The sequence below is a fragment of the Pseudomonas sp. TH15 genome, assembly GCF_016651105.1.
Taxonomy (GTDB): domain Bacteria; phylum Pseudomonadota; class Gammaproteobacteria; order Pseudomonadales; family Pseudomonadaceae; genus Aquipseudomonas.
In genome coordinates this window covers 182,496-195,248 of record NZ_JAEKEL010000002.1, presented here as the reverse complement: position 1 = coordinate 195,248, position 12,753 = coordinate 182,496, and the positions used below count along the sequence as shown (strand labels likewise).

General features: G+C 59.3%; 9 protein-coding genes. 4 read left to right on the top strand and 5 right to left on the bottom strand.

What is annotated here, in order from left to right:
* The first annotated feature begins 73 nt into the window (after positions 1–73).
* Together JFT87_RS24630 and JFT87_RS24625 are read left to right on the top strand one after the other, a co-directional pair.
* A complete protein-coding gene (locus JFT87_RS24630; RefSeq protein ID WP_201205627.1) occupies positions 74–2,533 on the top strand; it encodes an EAL domain-containing protein in 2,460 nt (819 codons plus the stop codon).
* 79 nt (positions 2,534–2,612) lie between these two features.
* Positions 2,613–3,374, top strand: coding sequence for a TenA family transcriptional regulator (locus JFT87_RS24625; RefSeq protein ID WP_207200039.1), 762 nt, complete (start codon positions 2,613–2,615; stop codon positions 3,372–3,374).
* 137 nt (positions 3,375–3,511) lie between these two features.
* Here the strand turns inward: JFT87_RS24625 and JFT87_RS24620 are convergent, their stop codons facing one another.
* The 5 genes from JFT87_RS24620 to JFT87_RS24600 all read right to left on the bottom strand — a co-directional run bounded on the left by JFT87_RS24620 (position 3,512) and on the right by JFT87_RS24600 (position 8,431).
* Positions 3,512–4,438, bottom strand: coding sequence for a GGDEF domain-containing protein (locus tag JFT87_RS24620; RefSeq protein ID WP_201205623.1), 927 nt, complete (start codon positions 4,436–4,438; stop codon positions 3,512–3,514).
* A gap of 375 nt (positions 4,439–4,813) precedes the next feature.
* A complete protein-coding gene (locus JFT87_RS24615; RefSeq protein ID WP_201205621.1) occupies positions 4,814–5,554 on the bottom strand; it encodes a YciK family oxidoreductase in 741 nt (246 codons plus the stop codon).
* A gap of 109 nt (positions 5,555–5,663) precedes the next feature.
* Positions 5,664–6,335 carry an N-acetylmuramic acid 6-phosphate phosphatase MupP gene (gene mupP, locus JFT87_RS24610; protein ID WP_201205619.1) on the bottom strand — a complete coding sequence of 224 codons (672 nt, stop codon included), beginning with the start codon at positions 6,333–6,335 and terminating at the stop codon, positions 5,664–5,666.
* 4 nt (positions 6,336–6,339) lie between these two features.
* Positions 6,340–7,038, bottom strand: a complete 699-nt coding sequence (gene ubiG, locus JFT87_RS24605; protein ID WP_201191408.1) for a bifunctional 2-polyprenyl-6-hydroxyphenol methylase/3-demethylubiquinol 3-O-methyltransferase UbiG — start codon at positions 7,036–7,038, stop codon at positions 6,340–6,342.
* Positions 7,039–7,096: 58 nt separating this feature from the next.
* Complete coding sequence (locus JFT87_RS24600; protein WP_201205617.1) at positions 7,097–8,431, bottom strand: TRZ/ATZ family hydrolase; 1,335 nt, start codon at positions 8,429–8,431, stop codon at positions 7,097–7,099.
* A 108-nt stretch (positions 8,432–8,539) separates the two neighbouring features.
* Here JFT87_RS24600 and mtnA point away from each other — a divergent pair, with 108 nt between their 5' ends.
* Both mtnA and gyrA read left to right on the top strand, forming a co-directional pair.
* Positions 8,540–9,616 carry an S-methyl-5-thioribose-1-phosphate isomerase gene (gene mtnA, locus JFT87_RS24595; protein ID WP_201206747.1) on the top strand — a complete coding sequence of 359 codons (1,077 nt, stop codon included), beginning with the start codon at positions 8,540–8,542 and terminating at the stop codon, positions 9,614–9,616.
* Between the two features lie 424 nt (positions 9,617–10,040).
* Positions 10,041–12,695 carry a DNA gyrase subunit A gene (gene gyrA / locus JFT87_RS24590; RefSeq protein WP_201205615.1) on the top strand — a complete coding sequence of 885 codons (2,655 nt, stop codon included), beginning with the start codon at positions 10,041–10,043 and terminating at the stop codon, positions 12,693–12,695.
* Positions 12,696–12,753 lie beyond the last annotated feature (58 nt).

Sequence of the window (12,753 nt, the reverse complement as noted above, 5' to 3'; positions counted from 1 at the left end):
GGGATCGCCTCCTAGTCTAGGGTGTGGTCTGGTTGCAAAGGATGATCAGGGCAGTGCCTATGCAAGGGACCTCATGAAGCCAAAACGGACTCTCGGAACGCCACGATTGTTGGGCATCGTCTGGCCGTTTATCGCCGTCGTGCTATTTCAAGCGTTGCTCGGTGGCGTCAGCCTGTATGTGCTGTCGGCGGTTCGCGGCTATGTGGCCGGTGAAAGCCTGTGGTCCAAGGGCCAGAAAGACGCCATTTATTACCTCAATCTCTACGCCGACAGCCGCGATGAGGCGATCTTCCTCAAATACCAGAACGCAATTGCCGTGCCTCAGGGCGGGCATGAGTTGCGTCTGGCGCTGGACAAGCAGCCGCCGGATCTCGACGCCGCGCGGGTGGGGATTCTCAAGGGCGGCAATCACCCGGACGACGTCTCCAGCCTGATCTGGCTGTACCTGAACTTCCGGCATTTCAGTTATCTGGAAAAGGCCATTGATCGCTGGACCGTGGGCGACGCTTACCTGGTGCAACTCGATGACGTTGCTCGGGAGATGCACCAGGGTGTCGTCGATAATCAGGCCACCTCTGCCGACATCAAGCGCTGGAAGGATCAGATTTTTGCGATTAACGACGGCGTAACCCCGGCCGCCAAGGCCTTCAGTGATGCATTGGGCGAGGGCTCGCGGGTGATTCTGCGGCTGTTGCTGGTGACCAACCTGGCCACTGCGCTGGGGTTGATCGTCCTGGCGTTGCTGCGCACTCACAAACTGCTCAAACAGCGCCACGCCTTCGCCGAGGCCCTGCAACTGGAGAAAGACCGGGCGCAGATCACCCTGCAGTCAATTGGCGATGGCGTGATCACCACGGATGTCGAAGGGGCGATTGCCTACATGAATCCGGCAGCCGAGGCCATGACCCACTGGAAAGCCGAGCAGGCCACGGGGTTGCCCTTGGCCGCGCTGTTCAATCTGCTGGACGAGAACGCCCAGGCCGACGGCTTTACCTTGATCGAGCACATCTTGAGTGGCCAGCTCAGCGGCGGCAGCGAGCATTCCAAACTGATCCAGCGTCTGGATGGCAGCACCGTGTCGGTGACCCTGGTCGGCGCACCGATCCGCAACGCCGGCAAGGTCAGCGGCACCGTGCTGGTGCTGCATGACATGACCCAGGAACGGCAATACATCGCCAATCTGTCCTGGCAGGCCACCCACGACGCCCTGACCGGGCTGGCCAACCGCCGCGAATTCGAATATCGCCTGGAGCAGGCGCTGCACAACCTGACACGGCAGCCGGGGCGCCACGCCTTGATGTTCCTCGACCTGGACCAGTTCAAACTGGTCAACGACACCTGCGGCCATGCGGCGGGCGACGAATTGCTGCGGCATATCTGCGCCTTGCTGCAATCCGGTTTGCGCGAAGGCGACACCCTGGCCAGATTGGGTGGCGACGAATTCGGCATCCTGTTGGAGAACTGCGCACCGGAGCATGCGGAGAAAATCGCCGAGGTACTGCGCCAGACCGTGCAAAACCTGCATTTTGTCTGGAAAGGCCGGCCGTTCCTGACCACCGTCAGCATCGGTCTGGTCCATGTAGCGCAGACACCCACCACGCTCGAATCCTCGCTGCGCGCCGCTGATATGGCCTGTTACATGGCCAAGGAAAAGGGCCGCAACCGGGTTCAGGTCTACCATGCCGACGACTCGGAACTGTCTCTGCGTTTTGGTGAAATGGCCTGGGTGCAGCGTTTGCACATGGCGCTGGAAGAAAACCGGTTCTGCCTGTACGCCCAGGAAATCGCTCCTTTGGGGCATGTCGAGCAGGGCGGTGGGCATATCGAAATACTGCTGCGGCTGCATGACGAGGCCGGGCGGATGATTTTGCCCGACAGTTTCATCCCGGCCGCTGAGCGTTATGGGCTGATGACGTCGCTGGATCGCTGGGTTGTGGAGAACGTATTCAAGATCATTGCCCAATGTATTGCCGAACAGCGCAAAGGCCCGTTGGCCATGTGTGCGATTAATCTGTCAGGCATTACTATCGGAGATGAGGCGTTCCTGGACTTCCTGCGTGAACAGTTTGTTACTTACGCTATTCCTCCTGAAATGATTTGTTTTGAAATTACAGAAACCAGCGCTATTGCGAATTTAGGAAGTGCAATCAGATTTATTAATGAACTCAAAGGTTTAGGTTGCCACTTCTCGCTAGATGACTTTTGCGCCGGAATGTCCTCGTTCGCTTACTTGAAACATTTACCTGTAGACTTCTTGAAGATCGACGGGAGTTTCGTAAAGGATATGCTGGACGACCCGATTAACCGCGCTATGGTCGAGGTGATCAATCACATCGGCCATGTCATGGGTAAACGCACCATTGCCGAGTTTGTCGAGACACCCCAGATCGAGCAGGCGTTGCTCGAGATCGGTGTGGATTACGCTCAAGGGTATGTCATCGAACGCCCGCAACTGTTTACCTGCGATAGCTTGCAAAGTCGTCCCGCCAGACCGCAACCGCTGTTATTCAAGGCGCCTGGCACGTTCCGTTGAAATCTCTTGCTGATCCTTACAATCACAAATCAAAAGGAGCCGAACAGTGATCGACACATTCAACCGAACCGGACCACTCATGGAAGCTGCAAGTTATCCCGCCTGGGCTCAGCAACTGATCCAGGATTGCAGCGAGAGCAAACGTCGGGTTGTCGAGCACGAACTGTATCAGCGCATGCGAGATAACAAACTCAGCGCCAAGACGATGCGTCAGTACCTGATAGGTGGCTGGCCGGTAGTCGAGCAGTTCGCGTTGTATATGGCACAAAACCTGACTAAAACCCGCTTTGCCCGCCATCCTGGTGAAGACATGGCGCGCCGCTGGTTGATGCGTAACATTCGCGTCGAACTGAACCACGCCGATTACTGGGTGCACTGGAGTCGGGCTCACGGTGTCAGCCTGGAAGATCTGCAAGCGCAACAAGTGCCCCCGGAGCTTCATGCGTTGAGCCACTGGTGCTGGCACACAAGTTCAGCGGATTCGCTGATCGTGGCCATCGCCGCTACCAACTACGCCATTGAGGGCGCGACCGGGGAGTGGTCGGCGCTGGTCTGTTCCAGTGGCGTGTACGCGGCAGCCTTCCCTGAGGAAGATCGCAAGCGGGCCATGAAGTGGCTGAAGATGCACGCCCAGTACGACGATGCCCACCCGTGGGAAGCGCTGGAAATCATCTGCACCCTGGCGGGCCAGAACCCGAGCAAATCCCTGCAAGTGGAACTGCGCCAGGCTGTGTGCAAAAGCTACGACTACATGTTTCTGTTTCTGGAGCGCTGCATGCAGCAGGAACACGCGGAACGGGCGCCGGTAGTTCGTGGGCGGATGGCGCTGGCTGAAAGCTGATCTAACTGCAACACACAACCTAATGTGGGAGCGGGCTTGCTCGCGAAGACGGACTGACAGTCACCATTTAAGTCGACTGTCACACTGCTTTCGCGAGCAAGCCCGCTCCCACATTGTTTTGTATTGTTCGTGAACGCTCAGCCCGCCATCGCCAGTCGATTGCGCCCCTCGCGCTTGGCCACGTACAGCGCACTGTCGGCTCGGCGCAACAGGCTCTCGGCGGATTCACCGGGCAGCAGGGTCGAACAACCCAGGCTAACGGTCAGCTCGATCAACTGGCCATCGGCGTGATACTCCTGAGCCTGGGCGGCAAACCGCAGGCGCTCGCCGACCATGGCCGCCGCTTCCCGAGTGGTGTTGGACAGCAGAATCAAAAACTCCTCGCCGCCAAACCGAAACACCATGTCCACGTTGCGCAATTGGCCCTTGATCGAGGCGGCAACCGCTTTGAGCACTTCATCACCAGCGCTGTGCCCATGGCTGTCATTGACGCGTTTGAAGTGGTCGATATCGAGCATCAGCAACGACAAGGGCTGCAAATGCCGCCGCGACATTTCGATTTCCCGTTGCAGGGTCTGGTCCATGGCAACGCGGTTGCCGGTGTCGGTGAGCGGGTCACGCAAGGCACTTTGGGTCGCTGCGCGGTAGAGCAGGGCGTTACGCATTGGATAGAGCAGTGCAGACAGCAGCGACTCCAGGTTGCCCAGTTCCTGCTCGCTGAAACGCTGATTGCGGCGGAACACCAGTTCACCCAGATGTTCACCTTCATGGCTCAGGCTGTAGCTGACCGAATGATGACCGCGAAGACCAAACTCCAGCCGCAAGTCACTGGCCTTGTGCTGATAGCCCAAGGCATCGAGCGGTACTAGACGCTGAATTTCACGAAAAAAGAGCCCGAGAATGCGTTGCGGCTCAAGACTGGTTTGCAGCTGCAAGCTCAGTTGCTGACGCAATTGCGCAAGACTGACCGGCCGTTCCGGAAGAGGAGGCTGCTGACCAAAGCCCAGGCGTTGCAATTTGGCGCTATCGAAGTCAATTGCGTTGGTCTGGGAAGGTGATTTCATATGGCGTGAGCCCCTAAGCAGTAAGGCTGTCTTACAGGCTGGGTGAGAGCGGCTTTGGGCTGCGCGTCATACTGGTCCATCAGTCCCGTAGGACATTTGGTCCGAGTCTAGTCCGCTTTGTCGAAGATTAGTAACCTGCCGACTCAGGCGCTGCTGCCAACTGCTTTCACACTGCGTGTCTGAACAAAATTAGAGCGAAAGTCGTGCCATTCGGTTCATTCGGATAAAAGCCGTTCTAAATCATTTGGTTAGGATGCTTTTGAAGAAGTGCCGCGCAGTTCGGCGGCATTTGTTTGACTGTAAAGGGCAGGGGTTGCAGCGGTTGAAGCGTGCAGCGGCAATAAAATGCCGCAGCACAAAAGCGACGCACGGCCGTTACTGGGCGTTGAATGCCTGGCCGTTGATGCCGGTGCTGTCCGGGCCCATCAGGTAAAGGTAGACCGGCATGATCTCCTCAGGCGTTGGGTTGTTCTGCGGGTTTTCACCGGGATACGCCTGGGCGCGCATGCTGGTGCGGGTCGCGCCGGGGTTGATGCTGTTGGAGCGTACCGGTGCCACGGTGTCGACCTCGTCGGCCAGCGTTTGCATCAAGCCTTCGGTGGCAAACTTGGACACGCCATAAGCTCCCCAATACGCCCGACCCTTGCGCCCGACGCTGCTGGAGGTGAACACCACGGAGGCGTCCTGCGAGAGCTTGAGCAGCGGCAACAAGGTGCTGGTGAGCATGAACATGGCGTTGACGTTGACATGCATGACCCGCATGAAGTTTTCGCCGGACAACTGCTCGATCGGCGTGCGCGGACCAATGATCGAGGCGTTGTGCAACAGGCCATCAATATGGCCGAACTCGGTCTCGATCATCGCTGCCAACTCATCGTATTGATGGGGCAGGGCGGTTTCCAGATTGAACGGGATCACGGCTGGTTGTGGGTGACCGGCCGCTTCGATTTCGTCGTAGACCTGAGTCAGGTTGGCTTCGGTCTTGCCCAGCAGCAATACGGTGGCGCCGTGGGCGGCATAGGTCTTCGCGGCGGCAGCACCGATGCCACGGCCAGCACCGGTGACCAGGATGACCCGGTCCTTGAGCAATTCAGGGCGGGCGGAATAATCAAACATAAAAAACCTCACAATCCATTTAAACGCTAAAAGATCGCAGCCTGCGGCAGCTCCTACAGATAATCACAACCTGTAGGAGCTGCTGCAGGCTGCGATCTTTTGACCTTGATCAGCAACTGCAGAGCGCGCTATCCAGAACCTTGCGCAACTCCAGCGGATGATCCACCACCACGTCCGCACCCCAATGCCGCGGGTTATCGTCCGGATGGATGTAGCCATACGTCACGGCAGCAGTCTTGGTGCCAGCATCGCGACCAGACTCGATATCACGCAAATCATCGCCGACAAACAACACGCTGGCCGGGTCCAGATTGAGCATCTTGCACGCCAGGATCAATGGCTCCGGGTCAGGCTTGCTGTTCTTTACGTGATCCGGGCAGATCAGCAGCGCAGAGCGCTCCGCCAGCCCCAGTTGCTGCATGATCGGTTCGGCAAAGCGCAGCGGCTTGTTGGTGACCACGCCCCAGATCAGGTTGGCCTTCTCGATGTCGGCCAGCAGTTCGCCCATGCCGTCAAAGAGTTTGCTGTGAACTGCGCAATCCTTGAGGTAACGCTCCAGAAACTCCAGGCGCAATTGCTCGAATCCCGGCGATTCCGGGTCCATGGAGAACGTCACCGCGACCATCGCCTTGGCGCCGCCGGAAATCTCGTCGCGAACGTGCTTGTCATTCATCGGCGGCAAGCCGCGATCGGCACGCATCGCCTGGCAGATGGCAATGAAGTCCGGCGCGGTGTCGAGCAGAGTGCCGTCCATGTCGAAAAGGACTGCTCTGATTCGCATCGGCTTACTCCTCGCGCAAGGTCTGGATCATGTAGTTGACGTCCACGTCGGCCGCCAGTTTGTAGTGCTTGGTCAGCGGGTTGTACGTCAGGCCGATGATGTCCTTGACGGTCAGGCCGGCCATGCGGCTCCAGGCGCCCAGTTCGGACGGGCGAATGAATTTCTTGAAGTCATGGGTGCCGCGCGGCAGCAGCTTCATGATGTATTCGGCGCCGATGATGGCGAACAGGTACGCCTTCGGGTTGCGGTTGATGGTGGAGAAGAACACCTGGCCGCCAGGCTTGACCATGCGGAAGCAAGCGCGGATCACCGAGGATGGGTCCGGCACGTGTTCGAGCATTTCCAGGCAAGTGACCACGTCGAATTGCTCGGGCATTTCCTCGGCCAGGGCTTCGGCGGTGATCTGCCGGTATTCGACCGTCACGCCGGATTCCAGCTGATGCAGTTGCGCGACCGCCAGCGGTGCTTCGCCCATGTCGATGCCCATGACGGTAGCGCCGCGCTGAGCCATGGCTTCGCTGAGGATGCCGCCGCCGCAACCGACGTCGAGGACTTTCTTGCCGGCCAGGTTGACTCGTTCGTCAATCCAGTTGACCCGCAGCGGGTTGATGTCGTGCAGCGGTTTAAACTCGCTTTCGCGGTCCCACCAGCGATGGGCCAGGGCTTCGAATTTGGCGATTTCGGCGTAGTCGACGTTGCTCATGGTTTAAGTCCTCTAAAACTTGAAAAATCCTGTTGCCCCGGTGTTCGGTCCGGGGGGCTTACGATTCTGTATGGCCGCTGATGCGTTGGCCCCAGGCCTTGGCCGTGGCGCACAGTTGTTCTTCATCCAGCCGCGTCAGGCGCCGGTCGTCGAGCAGTTGCTTGCCGGCGACCCAAAGGTGTTTCACGCAGTCGCGGCCGGTGGCGTAAATAAGTTGCGAAACCGGGTCGTAGACCGGTTGCTGTGCCAGGCCGGACAGGTCGAAAGCGACGATGTCGGCGGCTTTGCCGACTTCCAGCGAGCCGACTTCAGCTTCGATTCCCAGCGCGCGGGCACCGTTGAGCGTGGCCATGCGCAAGGCGCGGTGGGCGTCCAGCGCCGTGGCCGAGCCGGCGACAGCCTTGGCCAGCAACGCGGCGGTACGGGTTTCGCCGAGCAGGTCCAGGTCATTGTTGCTGGCCGCGCCATCGGTGCCGACGGCGACGTTAACCCCGGCCTGCCACAGGCGTTCCACCGGGCAGAAGCCGCTGGCCAGTTTCAGGTTTGATTCCGGGCAATGAATCACATTGGTGTTGCTTTCTACCAGCAACGCCAGGTCTTCATCGCTGATCTGGGTCATGTGAACGGCCTGGAAGCGCGGACCGAGCAAGCCCAGCCGACCGAGGCGCGCCAGCGGGCGTTCGCCGCGCTGTTCGAGCGATTGCTGCACTTCGAAGGCGGTTTCATGGACGTGCATGTGGATCGCCGCGTCCAGTTCCTCGGCGATTACCCGGATTTTCTCCAGGTTTTCGTCGCCCACAGTGTAGGGGGCGTGGGGGCCGAAGGTGATTTTGATCCGCTCGTGGTGCTTGAGATCGCCGAACAGTTCAACGCCCTGACGAATGGCTTCATCCGCAGTGGCAGCACCTGGAATCGGGAAATCGAGGATCGGAATCGCGATTTGCGCGCGAATACCGCTGTTATGCACCCGCTCGCTGGCAACCTTCGGGAAGAAATACATGTCAGAGAAGCAGGTGATGCCCCCTTTTATTTGCTCGGCGATGGCCAGATCCGTGCCATCGCGCACGAAATCTTCATCGACCCATTTGGCCTCGGCCGGCCAGATGTGGTTTTCCAGCCAAGTCATCAACGGCAAATCATCGGCCAGGCCGCGGAACAGCGTCATCGCCGCGTGGCCATGGGCGTTGATCAGGCCGGGGCTGAGCAAAACATCTGGCAGCTCACGAATTTCAGTCGCGTTACACTTCAGCGCTTCGGCACGCGGGCCGATAAACACGATGCGACCGTCGCGGATACCCAGGCCGTGCTCTTTGAGGACCACGCCTGCGGGTTCGACGGGTACCAGCCAGGTCGGCAGCAATAATAAGTCGAGCGCAACGGCAGGTTTCGGCATCGAGGGTCGGTTCCAGTGCTTTTGTAAAGGATGGCGAAGTATACCCGAGCGTCTTCGCGGGGGGATCGCTATAATCGGCGGCTTTTGTTCATGAGTGCGGGGTGAATGATGCGCGATCGACTGTTGGCTGCGGAGAAGGTGAAGGCCATCGATTGGCGTGATGGCGCCCTGTACCTGCTGGATCAGCGTATTTTGCCGTTCGAGGAAACCTGGATCGCCTACACCAGCGCTGCTGGCGTGGCCGAAGCCATTCGTTCGATGGTGGTGCGCGGTGCGCCGGCGATTGGCATCAGCGCCGCGTATGCCATGGTGTTGTCAGCCCGCGCCCGAATTGCCGAGGGCGGTGACTGGCAGGCAGCGTGGGAGGAGGACTACGCGGTGCTGGCCGATTCCCGTCCGACGGCGGTGAATCTGTTCTGGGCCTTGAGTCGCATGCGGGATCGCCTGGATCGTCTCAAGGGAGATGCAGACCCTCTGGCGGCGCTGGAGGCTGAAGCTATCGCCATCCACGAAAGCGACCGCGAAGCCAACCTGACCATGGCGCAACTGGGTGTCGACCTGATCCGTAAGCATCAGGGCAACGCTCAGGCGATCCTGACCCACTGCAACACTGGCGCTTTGGCCACTGGCGGTTTCGGCACGGCACTGGGCGTCATTCGCGGCGCGTTTATCGAGGGCATGGTCGAGCGCGTCTACGCCGACGAAACCCGTCCCTGGCTGCAAGGTTCGCGGTTGACCGCGTGGGAATTGGCCAATGAAGGCATTCCGGTAACCCTCAATGCTGACTCTGCTGCCGCGCACATCATGAAGACCAAGGGCATTACCTGGGTCATCGTCGGCGCCGACCGGATCACCGCCAATGGCGACGTGGCCAACAAAATCGGTACCTATCAACTGGCAGTGAGCGCCATGCACCACGGCGTGCGGTTCATGGTGGTGGCGCCGAGTTCGACCATCGACATGAACCTGGCCAGCGGCGATGACATTCCTATCGAAGAGCGCGACGGCAGCGAATTGCTGGACGTCGGCGGCAAGCGGGTCGGAGCGAATGTTGACGCCTTCAATCCGGTGTTCGATGTGACGCCGGCCGACCTGATCGATGCGATCGTCACTGAAAAGGGCATTGTCGAGCGGCCGGACACGGCGAAAATGGCGCAGTTGATGTGCCGCAAGCGTCTACATTGACGGTATTTGTTGTCCGATAAATCGCCTTTGCGGGTAAGCCTCGCTCCTACTGAACACACAAACCTGTAGGAGCGAGGCTTGCCCGCGAAGAACGATGACACGGTCTCCTGCTTCCGAGCTCCCGCATTTCGCTAGCAAATCTGGGGCTGTGGCAGCTCTAAGCCTCTCTCGTCCCCGTTAAGCCTGTCACCGGTCAACTAACTATGCTCCATGCGCATCTGGGGGATAGGTGCGTGGCGGCTCTTGTGATAACATCCGGCGTTTTCCGAGGCAGTCCCACGGGGTTGTCTTTACTGCGCAGATCCATGGCTTAACTCGTTGATTTGTCGTAAGTCGGTGCATGGCACTCAGCCTGCGTCGGCGAGCTTCGTTCGTCCCATATGGATGTGACGAAGTTTCACCAGAAAAAGGAATCGAGCTTCTCATGGGCGAACTGGCCAAAGAAATCCTCCCGGTCAATATCGAAGACGAGCTGAAGCAGTCCTACCTCGACTACGCGATGAGCGTAATTGTCGGGCGGGCACTGCCGGATGCGCGCGATGGCTTGAAGCCCGTGCACCGGCGTGTGCTGTTCGCGATGAGCGAGCTGGGCAACGACTTCAACAAGCCGTACAAGAAATCTGCCCGTGTTGTCGGTGACGTGATCGGTAAGTATCACCCTCACGGTGATACCGCGGTGTACGACACCATCGTTCGGATGGCGCAGCCATTCTCCCTGCGCTACCTGCTGGTAGACGGTCAAGGCAACTTCGGTTCGGTGGACGGCGACAACGCCGCGGCCATGCGATACACCGAAGTGCGCATGACCAAGCTGGCGCACGAGCTGCTGGCTGACCTGCACAAAGAAACCGTGGACTGGGTGCCGAACTACGACGGCACCGAAATGATCCCGGCGGTCATGCCGACCCGTATTCCCAACCTGCTGGTCAACGGCTCCAGCGGTATCGCCGTGGGCATGGCGACCAACATTCCGCCGCACAACCTCGGTGAAGTCATCGACGGTTGCCTGGCGCTCATCGACAACCCAGAGTTGACCATCGATGAGCTGATGCAATACATCCCGGGTCCGGACTTCCCGACCGCTGCGATCATCAACGGTCGCGCCGGCATCATCGAAGCCTACCGCACCGGTCGCGGTCGCATTTACATGCGCGCCCGCTCGATGATCGAAGACATCGACAAGGTCGGTGGTCGCCAACAGATCGTCATCACCGAACTCCCTTACCAGCTGAACAAGGCCCGTCTGATCGAGAAGATCGCCGAGCTGGTAAAAGAGAAGAAGCTCGAAGGCATCACCGAACTGCGCGACGAGTCCGACAAGGACGGTATGCGCGTCGTGATCGAGCTGCGTCGTGGCGAAGTGCCTGAGGTCATTCTCAACAACCTCTACGCCCAGACCCAGCTGCAAGCCGTGTTCGGTATCAACATCGTTGCGTTGATCGACGGCCGTCCGCGGATCCTGAACCTCAAGGACCTGCTGGAAGCCTTCGTTCGTCACCGTCGTGAAGTCGTTACCCGCCGCACCGTGTTCGAACTGCGTAAAGCCCGCGAACGCGGTCACATCCTTGAAGGTCAAGCGGTTGCCCTGTCGAACATCGACCCGGTCATCGCCCTGATCAAGGCTTCGCCGACGCCGTCGGAAGCCAAGGAAGCGCTGATCAAGACCGCGTGGGAATCTTCCGCCGTAGTCGCGATGGTTGAACGTGCCGGTGCCGATTCCTGCCGTCCAGAGACCCTGGACGAGCAATACGGTCTGCGCGAAGGCAAGTACTTCCTGTCGCCAGAACAGGCGCAAGCCATTCTGGAACTGCGTCTGCACCGTCTGACCGGTCTGGAGCACGAGAAGCTGCTGGCCGAGTATCAAGAGATCCTCAACCAGATCGGCGAACTGATCCGCATCCTCAGCAGCGCCACGCGCCTGATGGAAGTGATCCGCGAAGAGCTGGAAGTGATCCGCGCCGAATACGGCGACGTGCGTCGCACCGAAATCCTCGATGCCCGTCTCGACCTGACCCTGGGTGACATGATCCCGGAAGAAGAGCGCGTCGTGACCATCTCCCACGGTGGCTATGCCAAGACCCAGCCATTGGCTGCGTACCAGGCTCAGCGTCGTGGCGGTAAAGGCAAATCGGCGACCGGCGTCAAGGATGAGGACTACATCGCTCACCTGCTGGTTGCCAACAGCCACACCACGCTGCTGCTGTTCTCCAGCAAAGGCAAAGTGTACTGGCTGAAAACCTACGAAATCCCGGAAGCATCCCGCGCTGCCCGTGGTCGTCCGTTGGTCAACCTGCTGCCGCTGGGCGATGGTGAATACATCACCACCATGCTGCCGGTCGATGAGTACACCGAAGGTCACTTCATCTTCATGGCTACCGCTAACGGCACCGTGAAGAAGACTCCTCTGGAATCCTTCAGCCGTCAGCGCAGCGTTGGTCTGATCGCGCTGGAGCTGGATGAAGGCGACGTGCTGATTTCCGCCTCCATTACCGATGGCGATCGCGAAGTCATGCTGTTCTCCGACGGCGGCAAGGTAACTCGCTTCAAGGAAACCGACGTTCGCGCCATGGGCCGTACCGCTCGCGGTGTCCGCGGCATGCGTCTGCCGGAAGGCCAGAAACTGATTTCCATGCTGATCCCGGAAGAAGGCAGCCAGATCCTGACCGCTTCGGCCCGTGGTTTCGGCAAGCGTACAGCGATTACCGAGTTCCCTGAGTACAAGCGTGGCGGTCAGGGCGTTATCGCCATGGTCAGCAACGAGCGTAACGGCCGTCTGGTCGGTGCAGTCCAGGTGCTCGACGGCGAGGAAATCATGCTGATTTCCGACCAGGGCACCTTGGTTCGTACTCGTGTCGACGAAGTCTCCAGCCTGGGTCGTAACACCCAGGGCGTGACCCTCATCAAGCTCGCCAGCGATGAAACGCTGGTCGGTCTGGAGCGGGTTCAGGAGCCGTCGGAAGTCGAGGGCGAAGAGCTGGAAGGTGAAGAAGGTGCAGTGTTCGACGGCGAGGTCGTGATCGACGACGCTGTCGAAGACCAGCAACTCGACGCCGCAGCCGACGAAGAACCGCAGGAATAAGCGGACAAACAGGGGGCGGATGAAGATTCGCCCCCTTGTTGTTTGTCCTGTGGGATTG

Coding starts and splice junctions, on each gene's coding strand:
- JFT87_RS24630 (WP_201205627.1), top strand. CDS start 74: ATGAAGCCAAAACGGACTCTCGGAACGCCACGATTGTTGGGCATCGTC.
- JFT87_RS24625 (WP_207200039.1), top strand. CDS start 2,613: ATGGAAGCTGCAAGTTATCCCGCCTGGGCTCAGCAACTGATCCAGGAT.
- JFT87_RS24620 (WP_201205623.1), bottom strand. CDS start 4,438: ATGAAATCACCTTCCCAGACCAACGCAATTGACTTCGATAGCGCCAAA.
- JFT87_RS24615 (WP_201205621.1), bottom strand. CDS start 5,554: ATGTTTGATTATTCCGCCCGCCCTGAATTGCTCAAGGACCGGGTCATC.
- mupP (WP_201205619.1), bottom strand. CDS start 6,335: ATGCGAATCAGAGCAGTCCTTTTCGACATGGACGGCACTCTGCTCGAC.
- ubiG (WP_201191408.1), bottom strand. CDS start 7,038: ATGAGCAACGTCGACTACGCCGAAATCGCCAAATTCGAAGCCCTGGCC.
- JFT87_RS24600 (WP_201205617.1), bottom strand. CDS start 8,431: ATGCCGAAACCTGCCGTTGCGCTCGACTTATTATTGCTGCCGACCTGG.
- mtnA (WP_201206747.1), top strand. CDS start 8,540: ATGCGCGATCGACTGTTGGCTGCGGAGAAGGTGAAGGCCATCGATTGG.
- gyrA (WP_201205615.1), top strand. CDS start 10,041: ATGGGCGAACTGGCCAAAGAAATCCTCCCGGTCAATATCGAAGACGAG.